Here is a 13,198-nt window from a genome sequence, read left to right as displayed (position 1 = left end):
GGCCCGGCTCAGCCGCGGGCCAGGCGCAGTGCCTGTGCCACGATGCCCTCCCCGACGGCCGCGGTGAGGATCGACTCGGGGTGGAACTGGACCGCGTACCACCGCGCGGCCGGGTCCTCGACCGCCATCACGACAGGCTCCTCGCCGGCCTCGCCGTCCAGGACCGCGGTGACCTCGAAGCGCTTCACCAGGTCGGGGACGGTGTAGGTGGAGTGGTAGCGGGCCGCCGGGAAGGCGTCACCGCCGTCCAACCCGGTGAGGAGTTCACCACCGGACACCCGGACACGGCCGGGCTTGCCGTGCACCGGATCGTCCAGGGTGCGCAGTTCTCCCCCGGCATGCTCCACCATTCCCTGTAGCCCCAGGCACACCCCGAACACCGGCAGGCGGCGCGCGGCGAGCTCGTCCAGCAGGGCCGACATCCCGAAGTCCACGGGCAGGCCGGGACCGGGTGAGAGGACCACCAGGTCGGGGGAGAGCCGGTCGAGCAGGGAGGCGTCGAACCCGTAGCGGACGGTGGTCACCTCGGCCCCGTGGCGGCGTACGTAGTCGGCCAGGGTGTTGACGAAGGAGTCCTCGTGGTCCACCAGCAGCACCCTCATGCCCCGGCCGGGGAGTTCGGCGGGGGCCGCGTCGGCCTCCTCCGTGCTCCCGGCGCCCTCCTCCCGCTCTCCGATCCGCTCTCCCAGGGCGAGGGTCTCCAGCAGGGCCCGCGCCTTGAGGAAGGTCTCCTTCTCCTCGGCCTCGGGGTCGGAGTCGTAGAGCAGGGTGGCGCCCGCTCGCACGGCGGCCACCCCGTCGCGGATGTGGGCGGTGCGCAGGGTGAGGCCGGTGTTCATGGAGCCGTCGAAGTTCAGGACGCCGACGGCACCGCCGTACCAGCGGCGGGGGCTGGTCTCGTTCTGCTCGATGAACCGCATCGCCCAGGTCTTGGGCGCTCCCGTGACGGTGACCGCCCACATGTGGGTGAGGAAGGCGTCCAGCGCGTCGAGCTCACGGCGCAGGGTGCCCTCGATGTGGTCGACGGTGTGGATCAGGCGCGAGTACATCTCGATCTGGCGGCGGCCGATCACCCTGACGCTGCCCGGCTCGCACACGCGGGACTTGTCGTTGCGGTCCACGTCGGTGCACATGGTCAGCTCGGACTTCTCCTTGACCGAGGAGAGCAGTTCCTGGATGTTCTCGGCGTCGCCCAGGGCGTCCTCGCCGCGGCGGATGGTGCCCGAGATCGGGCAGGTCTCGACCCTCTGCCCGGTGCCGGGCTCGCCGCTGACCCGCACGAACATCTCCGGGGAGGCGCCGACCAGGTACTCGCCCCCGCCGAGGTTGAAGAAGAACTCGTAGGGGGCGGGGTTGCGCTCGCGCAGCAGCTCGTAGAAGCGGGCCGGCGAGGAGCAGCGGGCGTAGGTGCGGTGGCCGGGTACGACCTCGAACAGGTCGCCGCGGCGGAACTTCTCCTTGGCCTTGGCCACGACGCGCGCGTAGGAGCCGGGTTCGGGCCCCTCGGGCACCTCGGTGGCGACCACGGGCGGGGTGAGCTCGGTCTCTCGCGGAAGTCCGCGGGTGGTGGCCTCGGCGCGGTCCCCGTCGGCGGGGACGGTGAAGTCGTAGGTGTAGCGCACGCACGTCTCGCGCTTGCGGTCGCGGACGATGACGGCGTCGGGCAGGTGCAGGACCAGGTCGCGGTCGTCGGGGTCGCGGTCGATGTGCCGCTCGATGGGCTCGAACTGGAAGGCGAGGTCGTAGCCGAAGGCGCCGTACAGGCCCAGGTTGGTGTCCTCGGGGCTGTGCAGGGCGGCCAGGACCGCGCGCAGGGCGGTGAAGACGCTGGGACGGCGGCTGCGCTCCTCCTCCGTGAAGAACGCGCCGGGGTCGGGCTCGGGGACGGTGACGGCGACGCGGCCGTGCCCGAGGTCGGCCGTGGCGTCGTCGGGGTCGGGGACTCCGGCGGAGTACAGGGCCCCGGCCAGGACGGGCAGCAGGACGCGGCCGCGGTCGTTGAGGGCGGTGGCGGTGACGGCGCGCCCGCGCGTGGTGATCTCCAGGCAGGGGTCGACGTAGCCCAGGTGCCAGCGGTCGTAGCGGCCCGGATACTCCATGCCGGAGGAGAGGACGCCGCCGCGCCGGTACTCGACCGACCGGACGAGTTCGGCGAGGACCTCGGGGTCACAGGGGGTCGCGCTGCGGTGGACGGTCACGCCGCCCTGGGTGCGGTACGTGGTGGTCTGTACGTCGCTGGGGTTCACGGCCGGTCCTTTGGCACTGTGGTCGGTCGGGGTGGGTCACACCGGCCGGGGCCGTGAAAACAGGAAACGACCGCCGGTCCGGGGCGGTCGCTGCATGGGTATGCGCACTCGGAGCACCGCCTAGGGGCGGCGCCACCACTGGGCCTGGGTGGTCGTGTGTCGCATGCGCATGAGTGTAGCGGGTGCGGAGGGTTCTGGGGAGGGAGACACCGCGTCGTGTTCTCCCGGGCACCGGGTTCCCGGTTGCGCCTTCGCCCGGGGGTCCCGCGCACCTGGCGCAGCCGCTCCTCCCGCCACGCCACCCGTGGTCTCCCGGTGCGTGGCCGTAATGCGGCCGTCCCCGCCCCGGGAGCGCGGCGACGCGGCAGAGGCAGAGGCAGAGGCAGAGGCAGAGGCAGAGGCAGAGGCAGAGGCAGAGGCAGAGGCAGAGGCAGAGGCAGAGGCAGAGGCAGAGGGCTGGAACCCGGGCCGTGTCCCACGCGAAGGCCTCCCGGCGCGGACCACGGGAGCGTCAGCACGTGCGAAGGCGCTCGCGTGGAGGCGCGGCGCCGTGTTAAGCTGTGGAGTTCACTGCCACTTCTAGAACTAACCACAAAAGCCCTACACTACGGAGCATACCAAGCAGATGGATTTCTGTCAAGTGGACGCCGAGGAGGCCTCGTCGGCCGCCCTGGCCGTGGAACAGGCCCGGGTCAGTGCGATGTACGAGCGCCTGGACGCCCTGCGCGCGCGCACCGCCGACCAGCTCGCCGCCGCCCACATGCAGGAGCGCGGGGGCTTCGCGGCCGCCGTGGAACGCGAGACGCGCTCCTACGAGCAGGCCCGCCGCCAGGCCCAGCTCGGGTCGGTCGAGGAGGGCCTGTGCTTCGGCCGGATCGACCTGGCCGAGGAGGACGGGAGCGGCTCCGACGAGGACGAGGGGCGCGAGACCCGCTACGTGGGCCGGATCGGGCTGCGCGACGCCGAGTACGGGACCATCCTCGTGGACTGGCGCGCTCCGGCCGCCCGTCCCTTCTACGCCGCCACCCCGGGTGACCCGCAGGGGCTCACCCGCCGTCGCCACCTGCGGGTACGCCGCCGCAGGGTGGTCGGGATCGACGACGACGTGTTCGACCCCGACGGTCTGACCGACACCGACCGCCGCCAGCTGGTCGGCGAGGCGGCGCTGCTCGCGTCACTGAACCAGGGACGGACCGGGCGCATGGGCGACATCGTCGCCACCATCCAGACCGAGCAGGACCGGGTCATCCGTGCCCGGCTGGCCGGGGTCCTGGTGGTCCAGGGCGGTCCCGGCACCGGCAAGACCGTCGCGGCCCTGCACCGGGCCGCCTACCTGCTCTACACCCACCGCGCCGTGTTGGAGCGGCGCGGGGTGCTGGTGGTGGGCCCCAACCCGGCGTTCCTGCGCTACGTCAGCGACGTGCTGCCCGCCCTCGGGGAGACCGACGTGGTCATGCGCACGGTCGGGGAGCTGCTTCCGGGAGTGGCGGCCTCCGCGCACGACGCGCACGACGTCGCCGCGGTGAAGGGCTCGCCTGGGATGGCCGACCTGCTGCACGCGGCCGTGGACGACCGCCGGCGCACGCCCGAGGAGGCGTTCGGCGGTGAGGACCTGCTCGTGGAGACCGACGCGGGCGTTCTCACCGTGTCCGGCGCGCTGTGCGAGCACGTGCTGCGGACCGCGCGGGGCCTGCGCCTGCCGCACAACACGGCACGCAAGTACGTGGTGAAGACCCTGCTCGAGGAACTGGCGCACTCCGAGTCGAAGCTGCTGGGCCGCCCCGTGGCCGAGGAGGACCTGCCCTTCGTCGGTGAGCGGCTCTGGCACGAGGACCCGGTACGGGAGGCGCTGGACGGATTGTGGCCGTACCTGACCCCGCAGCGGCTGCTGCGCGATCTGTTCGCCGACCCCGCGGCGCTGGAGCGGGTCGGGGCCCGGGCCGGGATCGGCGCCGAGGCGTGCGCGTCCCTGGCCCGCGCCCCCGAGCCGCCGTGGACCGTGGAGGACGTTCCGCTGCTGGACGAGGCCGCCGAGCTGCTGGGGCACGACGACAGCGCCGAGCGTGCGCGCGAGCGCCGCGCCGAGGCCGAGCGGGCCGAGGAGGAGCAGTACGCACAGGGGGTGCTGGAGCTCGGCGGCCTGTTCGAGGACCAGATCATCCAGGCCGACGCGATAGACGTCTCCATGATGGCGGACCGGCACCGTGACACCGGTCCGTCGCTCACCACCGCCGACCGTGCGGGGGCGGACCGTGAGTGGACGTACGGTCACGTCATCGTGGACGAGGCCCAGGAGCTGTCGCCGATGGCCTGGCGCACGGTGATGCGCAGGGTGCCGACGCGGTCGTTGACCGTGGTGGGCGACGTGGCCCAGACCAGCAGTGCGGCGGGGGCCCGGTCGTGGACGGCCGCGCTGGAGCCGTACGCGCGGGACAAGGTGCACGTGGAGCGGCTGCGGGTGAACTACCGGACCCCGGCGCCGATCATGGCGGTGGCCGCCGACGTGCTGCGTGAGGCCGCGCCGGACGAGGAGGTGCCCGAGTCGGTGCGCGAGGAGGGCGATCCGCCGTGCGCGGTGCGGCTGGCGTCGCTGGAGGAGGGCCTGCCCGGCCTGGTCGACGGGGAGATTCGAAGGATCGGTTCGGGCAGGGTCGCGGTGGTCACCGCCGACCGGTGCCTGGACGCGGTGGCGGCGGCGCTGCCCGCGGCCGCCCGCCCGGGACCGGGCGGTTCGGGGTCGGGCCGGGACGCCCTGGAGGAGGCGGTGGTGGTACTGACCGCGACCGAGGCCAAGGGGCTGGAGTTCGACTCGGTGGTGGTCGTGGAACCAGACGCCCTGCTGGCGCAGCCGCGCGGTGCCAACGACCTGTACGTGGCGGTCACCCGGGCCACGCGCCGGTTGACGGTCGCGCACACCGGGGAGCTGCCGGACGTGCTGGGCCGCCTCGACCGGGAGTGAGGCCGGGTCACACGAGATGCACGGGGGCGCGGGGTGCGTCACCGACCGCCGCGCGGGTGGACAGGGCGCTCCACCGGCTCAGAGGGGCCACCAGGATGCACCGGTGATCCTCGCGGCCAGCAGGCCGAGCAGGTCCGTGGTGCCCAGGCCGAAGCGGGCGCCCGCCTCCAGACCGGTGGCGAGGAAGGCGGCCAGGAGGATCAGCACCAGGGCGGGGGCGGGCCATCGGCGGGAACGGGACGCCTCGGAAGCGTCACCGTCCTCGCCCGGCCCCTCCAGCCAGGGGCGTTCCAGGCGGGCGACCTCGCGTCGCAGCTCCTGCACCTCCGCGTGGTAGTGGTCGCGTTCCTCGCGGACCCGCTGCAGTTCGGCGCGTTCGGCTCTGACGGCGGCGCGGACGTCGACGACGTCGACGCGCGCGCCCTCCGGCCCGTGTCTGGAGTGCCAGCGCTCCAGCCGGGACAGTGGCAGGTCGACGTACTGGGTGGGCCAGTTGTTGTCCGAGTCCTCCTCCCCGAGTGCCTCACCGGGCTCGGGTTCGGTCTCGGCCGCGTAGTCGGACGGCGCCTCCGCCGCGGTACCGGTTCCGGCCGTGGCGCCGACTCCGCCCGCGCCGGTCCCGGGGACCACCGGCAGGGGCGGCGCGTCGGCGGGCGTCCGGTCCTCGGGGCCGTCCGTGAGGTCGGGGCCCTTCGACGGCTCGGGGACCCCGTCCGACCGGCCCGGTGTCTCCGGGGGTACGGGGGACGCCGCGACGGTCCACTCGTCCTGGGGCCGAGGCGGTTCCTGGGGTTCGAGGGACTCCGGGGGTGGTTCCGTGGGCTTGTTCGAACTGACTGGCCCACCCGTGCCGAAGGTGTCCTGGGACGGTACGGGAGGGACTTCCCCGTCCTGCGCCTTCGCCACCTCCTCCTGGAGTCCCGTGGCGTCCTCCCCGGGTTCCGGCGCGTCCCGGACGACGCGCGGTCCGCGGGGTTCCCGGAGCCCTCGGGGCTCGGGCGCCCCGAAGATCCGGGGCCGGCCGGACGGGTCCGGGCCCGGTCCGGGCGCGTCCTTCGAGTCGTCGGGGGCGGGATCCTCCGGGAGGGGCTCGGGCTCGGGGACGGTCTCGGGCCAGAGCGCCTCGTTGTCCTCGTGCGGCGAGCCGTGCGCCGCGCGGCCCTCCCCACCGGTCCGGTCGGTGGAGCCGTCGCCGCGTCCCGGCGCACCGGTCCCGCCGGGGGAGCCGGACGCCCCCTCCCTGGTGATCCCCCTCAGCGAGCGCTGTCCGCCGGGCACGTGCGCGGCGGTACCGGCCGCGGGCACGGGCACGGCGTCCTCCGCTCCCGGCCGGTCCGGGGAGGGGCGGCGCTCGGAGAGCGGCTGCGGTCCGGTCTCCTCCTCCCCCGGCTCCTCCGCCTCGGGCAGGTCGGGAAGGGGCGTCCCGGCGTCGGCCCCTCCTCCGGAGGTTCGTTCGGAAGCGGGGTCCCCGCCGCCGGGAAGGCGCCCGGATGCGGGGACGCCGTCCGCGGCACCGGCGGGGACGCCGACGGTGGAGCGGGGCCGGGGATCGAGCCAGTCGCGGAGCAGGGCGCGGCGGTCGGCGAAGGTCGGGGCGTCGGGCACACCGCGCTCGCGCAGGTGTGCGGCGAGCGCGTCCCCGCCCTCCTCCCGCAGGACGGTCACGAGCCCCTCCGCGGTCTTCCGGTAGTCGGGGGCCGGGGGGTTGAGGAAGGGCGACGGGGTACCGGGGACGGGCGGGCCGAAGGCCAGGTGCTGGCCCTCCGCGGTGCCCAGCACCGGGTCGTAGGTGGAGAACGACCAGCTCCACCCGGCCGCCGGAATGGCGCGGGGCGGAGTGAGCACGTCGTGCAGTGCCCGGTGCACGCCCCACAGGAAGCGCAGCTGCACCGCCTGCCACAGGTCGGCGCGCTCGGGTTCCAGGGCGATGTGGACCGGCAGGTCGGGGCGGTACAGGGCGGCGGCCACGGCACCGACCAGGATCGGCTCGTCCTCGACCGCGGTCTCGGCCGCGCGCCTGTCACGGGTGCGCACGGCCCCGGGGGTCGCGGTGCGCTCCCAGGGCTCGGGCACGGGCAGGGTGGCCATGGTCGCCCAGCCGGGTACCGGCGGCCGGCGTTGGGCGGGGCGGGTGTTGGGGTTCTCGTGCAGGGACAGCACACGCGGCAGGGCGAGTCCGTACGCCGGTCCCACGATGGCCCAGGCGTGCGCGGATCTGACGTCGCCGGGCCACCGGTAGACCAGGGCGGCCTGCCCGTCGGGGTAGGCGCGGGCCCAGAGGGTCTCGGGGTAGTCGGCGGGGTCCTTCCCCGGCAGCGCGGACCGGTAGTCGGCGGTGAGCGCGGGGACGAGGCGGTCGCGCCACGAGCGCAGCACGGGCTGCTCGGACTCGGGAAGGGAGGAGGCCGCCGGACCGGGGCCGGACCGGCCGAGGAGGGTGGGTTCGGCCCAGGCGAAGTGGATCTGGTGGTACATGCTCTCCGGCAAGTCGCCCCTCCCACGGGTTCGCGGACCGAGACGGCGCGGCCGCTCCGCCGCCACTAGGAAGGTATCCGGTCAAGGCATCGTAAAACCGAGCGATCTTACATATGTGGTGTTACGCGTGGTTTATCCAAGATTGGTGACCGACCCCGGCCTCGGTTCCGGCTTCGCCCGTGCCACTACGCGCCGCGCCGGGCGGTCCGCACGCCGAACACGACCGCGCCGGCCAGGGGCACGGCGTCCGGGGGCCGACCTCCCCGGGGCCTCGGGCCCGTCCGCCGAGCGGACGGGCCCGGTCCGTCCGCGCTACCCCGCCTCGGCCAGGCGCCGCCACTGCTCCTCACTGAGCACCAGGTCGGTGGCCTCGATCGCCTCGTTCAACTGCTCCAGGGAACTCACCCCCACCAGCGGCACCACGCTCGGGTCACTGTCCATCAGCCAGGCGAGCACGACCTGGTTGCGGGTGGCCCCGGTCTCCCGGACGACCTCGTCCAGCGCGGCCAGGCGGGCGGGCGTGCCCGGGTGGTCGTAGGCCCCGTCCAGCTCGGCGGCCTTCTCCGGGCGGGTGTAGGCGCCCCACAGGAGCGGGGTGTAGGCCACCAGCGTGTGCTCACGGCCCTCGGCGGCCTCGGCCCGGACGAAGTCGAGCAGCTCGGGGGTGATGTGCATGTGCCCCATGGACCGTAGCGGCACGTCGAACCGGGGCTGCAGGTAGCTGTACCGGTACTGCAGCACACGGGGGCGCGGCCAGCCCCGGGCCTCGGTGACGGCGCGGGCCCGCTCCAGCTTCCAGGAGCGGTGGTTGCTCAGGCCCACGTTCTCGACGGAGCCCTCGTCGACGAGCTCGGCGAAGGCGCCCAGGGTCTCCTCCAGCGGGGTCCTCTCGTCCTCCTGGTGGGCGTACAGCACGTCCAGCCGGTCCACGCCCAGGCGCCGGCGGCTGCGCTCGGCGGCCGCCGCCACGACCTCGGCGGACAGGCCCTCCTTGGTCTCCAGCCCGGTTCCCGGCACGGTGGGCTGCGCGCCGAGCTTGGTGGCGATCACGACCTCGTCGGTGATCCCGCGCTCGCGGCGCCACCGGCCCAGGAAGGTCTCGCTCTCGTGCCCCTCGAAGCCCTCCACCCAGAACTGGTAGCAGTCGGCGGTGTCCACGAAGGTGCCCCCGGCCTCCACGAAGCGGTCGAGTACGGCGGCGGAGGTGGCGTCGTCGGTCTCGCTGCCGAACTTCATCGCGCCCAGGCACAGGGCGCTGACCCGGCGGTCGCCGATGGTGGTGTAGCGCATCAGGAGGTCTCCTTGACCTTCTCGGGGGTGCGCTCGGCGAGCACGCCCAGGTAGTAGTCGATCTTGTGCTGGATCGCCGCCTGGCACCGGCGCATCTCGGCGATGCGCTCGTCCAGGCGGCGCTGGTGGCTCTGGAGCACGTCCAGGCGCGAGGGGATGGTGTGGTCGCCCTCGCGGACGAGTTCGGCGAAGTCGCGCAGCCGGGCGATGGGCATGTCGGTGTCGCGCAGGCACCGGATCATGTTGAGCAGCTCGACGTCGTCGGCGCGGTAGCGGCGGTGCCCGTTGGGCGAGCGGTCCACCCGGCGGAGCAGACCCGCCTTCTCGTAGTAGCGCAGGGTGTCCAGGGTGAGGTCGAAGCGCTCGGCGATCTCACCCGGGGTGTAGTAGTCCCTCATGGAGAGAAGCATGGGACCTGGAGTGCGCTCCAGGTCAAGGGGGCGGGGGAAAAGCCCTCAGCCGCCGCTGCCGCTGATGGCGCCGACCACCGCGTCGGTGAGGTCGTCGATGATCTCCTCCTCGCCGACCTCGGGGTGCTCCAGCCACCACTCCCCCGCCGCCTGCACCATGCCGACCACGGCGTGCGCGACGATCTGGGAGCGCGTGCGGTCGCCGATGCGCAGTTCCGCGACGAGCTGGTCCGCGAGCTCCTCGCCCAGGCGGCGGACCATCATGCCCAGGTCGCTGCGGGTGCGCGAGTCCTCGGAGGTGGCCCGGTCCATGAGGAACCGGTAGAGGTTGAGGTTCTGGGAGATCATCGACAGGTAGGCGCCGACCGTGGCCCGGGCGCGCACCTCGAAGCCGGTGTGCTGGTGCAGCTCCTCCCGGATGCGCTCGATGAGCGGGTCCACGTGGCGCCGGGCCAGCGCCCGGTACAGGCCGCCCTTGTCCCCGAAGTGCCGGTACAGGATCGGCTTGCTGATCCCGGCCTCGGCCGCGATGGCCAGCATCGACGCGTCCGGGCCGTCACGCTGGATCACCCGGTCGGCGGCGTCCAGGATGGCGCGGCGCCGCTCGGGGTCGCGTCCGCGCCCGCCCCGGCCCCCGCGTGCGGGGGGAGCCCCCGGCACGGGCGTGCCGGGGGCGTCACTGCTGTTGCTCGGCGCGGTCTGCCGCGTGCGTTCGAAGGCCACAAGGGATCACCGTAGCGGTTCGGCGCCGTGGGGACCGCGGATCAGGTCCGGAGTGCGATCCAGGTGGCCCTGGCCAGGGCCATGAGGCGTCCCTCGGCGTCGTAGAGGGCGCTGCCGGTGCGGATCTTGCGGCCCTCGACCGACTCCAGGTGGCCCATCACCACGTGGGTGTCCCCGGTCCGGGGCGCGCGGTCGACGCGGACGGTGATCCTGCCGAGGAGGGCGGGGCGGCCGACCACGTCGCTGGACCAGCCTCCGGGGCAGTCCAGGGCGGCCCACACCTGGGCGAGGCCGACGGTGCCGGAGCCCTCGTCCAGGGCGGGGTGGGGGGTCCAGGTGCAGGCGACGGTGTTGCCCACCGCGTCGGGGCCGGTACCGGGGCGCACGGAGCCGGCGAACAGGCGCAGGCCGTCGCCCTCGGCTCGTTCGGGGCCGCAGCTGTAGCAGCGCGGGAAGGGGTGGGCGGTCAGGCCCGGGTAGCGGCTCTCGGCCTCCTCCGCCTCGGGCGCACCGACCGGGCCGCCGGGGATGACGGGGCTGTCGGGAGTGTCCGGGAGTTCGGTGACCGCCGCCTCGGCGACCAGCCGGGCGCTCTCCTCCTCGGCGGCGGGGTCGGTGAGGCTCAGCGTGCCGTTGGGCTCGCACTCCACCGTCAGCGGGTGGTCCAGGGGCGGCGGGACGCGCAGGGTGACCTGGACGGCGGGTCCGCCGACGGCCGTGAGCCGTGAGGCGAGCAGGCCCGCGGTGTAGCCGCCGTTGCCCGAACCGTCGGGACCGTTGTAACCGGTGGGAATGGTGATGGTGGTGGGGGCGCCGTTGCCCGTGGTGGCGTTCATGCCGCCAGGGTAGAGGTCGGATGTTCGGATCGGCGAGGGCGGTTCCGGGCCGGCCGGCACCGAACCGGCCAGGACAGGGCGGCGGGTGCTCCGGCGTCCTTCGGATCCGCGGCGCCCGAGCCCGCCGAGCAGGCGGCGCAGCAGGCGCGTGTACGCGCTCCGGCGTGCGGGGGCGCGCACTGTTCCGGTGAGCTCGTGCTCGGCACGGTCCAGGGCCTCCTCCAGCAGTGCGTCGTGCAGGGGCCGAAACACCAGCGGCCAGGTCAGCAGGGCCGGGCCGCCGGCACGCATGGCGAGCAGGTGGCGCAGGACGGTTCCGCCCGAGGGTCCGGGGCGGACGGTGAGCTCGTGGAAGCCGTCGAAGCCGCGCGGCGCCCGGAAGCGGAAACGCACCCGCCGTCCGGGGACGTACTCCTCCACCGTGTAGCGGACGGGCCCGTGGCCGCCCGAGGCGCCGACGGCCAGGGGAGCGTCCAGGCGCAGGCCGGGCCAGTCGTCGCGCGGCCAGAGCCGGTCGTCGGCACCGGACAGGCCGTCGACCAGCGCGCCCACACGTTCCGTTTCCGCGGGGAACCGCCGCTCATGCAGGTTGTACACGTCCATACCCACTCCTTCTAGAGAGATGCCTCTAAAACCTAGTAGAGCATAGTCTCCAGAACATGGGTAGACCCGCGCGCTTCAGCACCGACGGACTGGTCGCCGCCGCCACCGCCCTGGCCGCCGAGGGCGGGCCGGCGGCGGTGACCATGGCCGCCGTGGCCCGGGAGGCGGGGGCGCCCAGCGGCTCGCTGTACCACCGCTTCCCCGGGCGGTCCGCGCTGTTGGCCGCCGTGTGGCTGCACGCGCTGGAGGCGTTCCAGGCCGGATGCCGTGAGGCACTGTCCGCCGGGCCGGCGCCGGAGGCGGCCGTGGGCACCGCCCGCCACGTGGTGTCGTGGAGCCGGGCGCACCCTGACCGGGCCCGGGTGCTGCTGCACCGGCCGGCCGACTTCGACCTCCCGCACTGGCCGGAGGCCGACCGCGCCCGGTGGGAGTCGGCCAACGCCGGGATCGGCGCGCTGCTCGCACGGGTCGCGCGCGGCCTGCGCGAGCCGGGAGAGGAGGAGTCGCACGCGCTGGAGCGGGTGCGGCTGGCCGTGGTGGACCTGCCGCTGGCCCTGGTCCGGCGGCACCTGCTCGGAGGCCGGGACGTCCCCGGAGGAGCGGAGGAGCTGGCCGCCGACTCCGCCCGCCGCCTGCTGGCTCCGCGTCCCGCCACCGGCTGAGGTCCGCGCGCCCCCGTCCGCTCCCGCCCCGACGGCACCGCCCGTGCGGGCCACACGCCCCGCGGTCGGGGGCCTCCTCGGTCCCACGGCCGGGTCAGCCGGGTCAGCCGGCGCCCGACGGCTCTTCGGCAGCGTTGCCACGGGTGTCGTCGTCCGGCTCCGCGGGGCTGAGGAAGAAGGCGCCCAGCACGCCGGCCAGTGAGGCGAACACGACCACCGAGTAGACGGCCAGGACCACCTCCAGGCTCTGGGCGAACGCGTCGTCGGCGGTCAGCGGCTCCCCCGAGACGGTCGCCAGCGCGGCGTCGTGCAGGGCGCCCGCGTAGTCGCCGTAGGAGCCCAGGATGTACAGGAGCTGGCTGGAGCCCAGGACCACGATCGCGGTGACCACCGTCAGCCAGGTGATGCGGCCCGACAGCAGGCGCGAGGCCGAGCGCGATCCCCGGACCGCCGCCGAGAGCACTCCGCCGATCCGCGCCGTGCGCAGCAGGGCGAAGGCCCGGGCGAAGCGGAGGAAGGGCAGGGCGAGGAAGAGGACCTGCCACCAGTTGCGCCTCCAGAAACGGCGCTGGTCGCGTGCGACGTAGGCGCGCAGTGCGAACTCGGCCACGAAGAACAGCCACAGCAGCCAGCCCAGCAGGGACAGCGCGGTGACCACCGAGGGCTCCGTCGCCAGGGCCTGCCCGAGGACGACGAGGACGAAGAGCAGCCCGAGCGCGCCCATCGGCTTGTCCAGCCAGCGGGCCAGGGCCTCCGCGGCCTCCACGCCGCGCCGCTCCCCCAGCGGAGGCCGTGGTCCGGTAGATGTGCTCATGGGCGACTACTACCCGTGGCCCGTGGCCGGTCACCAGGGCGCCGCGGTGCCGGTGCCCGCCGCCGCGCGTCCGGGCCGCGCCGCCGGTGCGTGACATGCCGTCGGCGGCGTAATCCGCTCTTCGCCCGGCTGGGGAGGCCACACTGTACTGCGTTGGTCACGGTCATGTCCGGAAACCGT

9 protein-coding genes are annotated in these 13,198 nt (G+C 74.2%); 2 read left to right on the top strand and 7 right to left on the bottom strand.

Annotation, left to right across the window (positions count from 1 at the left end; translation table 11 throughout):
• Positions 1-8: 8 nt before the first annotated feature.
• Entirely contained in the window at positions 9-2,246 is a 2,238-nt protein-coding gene (locus tag NOSIN_RS06140) for an anthranilate synthase component I (RefSeq protein WP_077689808.1), read from the bottom strand.
• Positions 2,247-2,871: 625 nt separating this feature from the next.
• Here NOSIN_RS06140 and NOSIN_RS06130 point away from each other — a divergent pair.
• The gene (locus tag NOSIN_RS06130; RefSeq protein WP_077689806.1) at positions 2,872-5,205 is read left to right on the top strand and encodes a HelD family protein; all 2,334 of its coding nucleotides are present in this window, start codon (positions 2,872-2,874) and stop codon (positions 5,203-5,205) included.
• A 78-nt stretch (positions 5,206-5,283) separates the two neighbouring features.
• Here the strand turns inward: NOSIN_RS06130 and NOSIN_RS06125 are convergent, their stop codons facing one another.
• The 5 genes from NOSIN_RS06125 to NOSIN_RS06105 all read right to left on the bottom strand — a co-directional run bounded on the left by NOSIN_RS06125 (position 5,284) and on the right by NOSIN_RS06105 (position 10,939).
• Positions 5,284-7,692, bottom strand: a complete 2,409-nt coding sequence (locus NOSIN_RS06125) for a hypothetical protein (RefSeq protein ID WP_077689805.1) — start codon at positions 7,690-7,692, stop codon at positions 5,284-5,286.
• A 300-nt stretch (positions 7,693-7,992) separates the two neighbouring features.
• Positions 7,993-8,970 (bottom strand): aldo/keto reductase, encoded by a 978-nt coding sequence (locus NOSIN_RS06120; RefSeq protein WP_077689804.1) that lies wholly within the window; start codon positions 8,968-8,970, stop codon positions 7,993-7,995.
• Positions 8,970-9,368 carry a MerR family transcriptional regulator gene (locus tag NOSIN_RS06115; RefSeq protein WP_077693437.1) on the bottom strand — a complete coding sequence of 133 codons (399 nt, stop codon included), beginning with the start codon at positions 9,366-9,368 and terminating at the stop codon, positions 8,970-8,972. Before NOSIN_RS06115 ends, NOSIN_RS06120 begins: the two co-directional genes overlap by 1 nt.
• Positions 9,369-9,425: 57 nt before the next feature.
• Positions 9,426-10,103: a TetR/AcrR family transcriptional regulator gene (locus NOSIN_RS06110; RefSeq protein ID WP_077689803.1), complete on the bottom strand. Its 678-nt coding sequence runs from the start codon at positions 10,101-10,103 to the stop codon at positions 9,426-9,428.
• Between the two features lie 41 nt (positions 10,104-10,144).
• On the bottom strand, positions 10,145-10,939 hold the full coding sequence (locus NOSIN_RS06105) for a hypothetical protein (RefSeq protein ID WP_077693436.1): 795 nt from the start codon (positions 10,937-10,939) through the stop codon (positions 10,145-10,147).
• 659 nt (positions 10,940-11,598) lie between these two features.
• Here NOSIN_RS06105 and NOSIN_RS06095 point away from each other — a divergent pair.
• The gene (locus NOSIN_RS06095) at positions 11,599-12,204 is read left to right on the top strand and encodes a TetR/AcrR family transcriptional regulator (RefSeq protein WP_077689802.1); all 606 of its coding nucleotides are present in this window, start codon (positions 11,599-11,601) and stop codon (positions 12,202-12,204) included.
• Positions 12,205-12,307: 103 nt separating this feature from the next.
• On the opposite strand, the gene NOSIN_RS06090 is transcribed toward NOSIN_RS06095, so the two are convergent.
• A complete protein-coding gene (locus tag NOSIN_RS06090) occupies positions 12,308-13,018 on the bottom strand; it encodes a hypothetical protein (RefSeq protein WP_206057622.1) in 711 nt (236 codons plus the stop codon).
• Between the last annotated feature and the right edge of the window lie 180 nt (positions 13,019-13,198).

It is taken from the genome of Nocardiopsis sinuspersici (assembly GCF_001998325.1).
In the GTDB taxonomy this organism is placed as follows: domain Bacteria; phylum Actinomycetota; class Actinomycetes; order Streptosporangiales; family Streptosporangiaceae; genus Nocardiopsis; species Nocardiopsis sinuspersici.
The sequence above is the reverse complement of the archived record's forward strand: the minus strand, read 5'-3'. Positions and strand labels throughout refer to the sequence as shown.